This window comes from Vibrio sp. Y176 (genome assembly GCF_033438945.1).
Window position 1 is genome coordinate 1 of sequence record NZ_JAWOQS010000093.1, and the last position, 1,194, is coordinate 1,194.

The 1,194-nt window shown below is 42.9% G+C and carries 1 protein-coding gene; it reads right to left on the bottom strand.

The features are described 5' to 3' along the window. Nucleotides 1-440: 440 nt before the first annotated feature. A partial coding sequence (gene ebgR / locus R7O13_RS24300) for a transcriptional regulator EbgR (protein ID WP_318304859.1) occupies nucleotides 441-1,194 on the bottom strand: 754 nt, incomplete at its 5' end.

Genomic DNA, 1,194 nt, shown 5'->3' on the forward strand with positions numbered 1-1,194 from the left:
TTGTGCGCTCTGAACAGAGTCGTAGGAGAAAAAGTACGCACGCGGTGCCATACGATTCTCGTGTAAGTGTTGGAAGTTTTCCCAATTGTTCACGTTTTGATCTCCCCTCGGCTTGGTGCGCTTATGTTGGAGTGCGGATTGGTTTCATCGCGGCTCAACATCAGTGCAAAAACAACGGCCGATGTATTGTGAAAAATGCTTATGAATAATCTGAGAAAGATATTAGTAAAAGTTTTACTAAAATAAATTAGTGAAAACGTTTTACTTTAACTTGGTCACGTTTTAAATGACCAATGTTGAGCAAGATGTGATCAGCGTAAAGGAATGAGATCTAGATTGTTTTGGAAAGTAAAAACAGTAAAAATTCGGTAGAAAATAAAAGAAGAAATAAAAAAGCACTGAAAATTCAGTGCCTTATTTGAGCAGTTTTGAGGGTGTTTTTATCGAGTTGTGCCGCGTAGCTTGAGCTTGCTTGGAACGTACACTTGAAGGGGCAGTGCGCGTCCGTCACGGTATTTTTCTACTAACAAGTTCACGCCTTGAATACCCATCATTTCAGAATGAATACGAACGGTAGATAGAGGTGGGAAGGTAAAGCGCGCGGTAGGAATGTCGTTCACGCTGATCAGCGCAATATCATCAGGAATGTTTAAACCAAACTCATGCACTGCTCGTAACACACCAATCGCAATGGAGTCCGAAGCAATGAACATCGCTTTTGGGAAATCGCCTTTGGCCAGCATCTCTTTCGCTAAGTCATAACCGGACAAGCTAGAGAAATCGCCACGATAAATGTCGTCTTCAGAAACCACACCTTTTAGACTGCCGTAGTCCACAAACGCATTTTCACGAATGTCTGCGGTGTTGGGCTCGTCTTGTCCACCAATAAATCCGATGCGCTCATAGCCTTGTTGTACAAAGAAATCAACCACTTGCTTGCTGATTCTTACAAGGTCGATATCAACGCAATCGTAAGGACTAGTTGGATCTGAAAAGTCGATGTAACAGATGCTATCGGCTAGGCGTTTAGGTAACTTATTGACCACCTTTTGGTCGACTTTCCCGACTAAAAGGACACCCGTGATCTTTTGCGTTTCAACATCAATTTCGCTGTTGTAGCAATTGGTTAGCGTAATGCCGAGTTTGTCGCACTGAGTTTCAATCCCATGACGAATCGACAAGTAGTACGGGTCA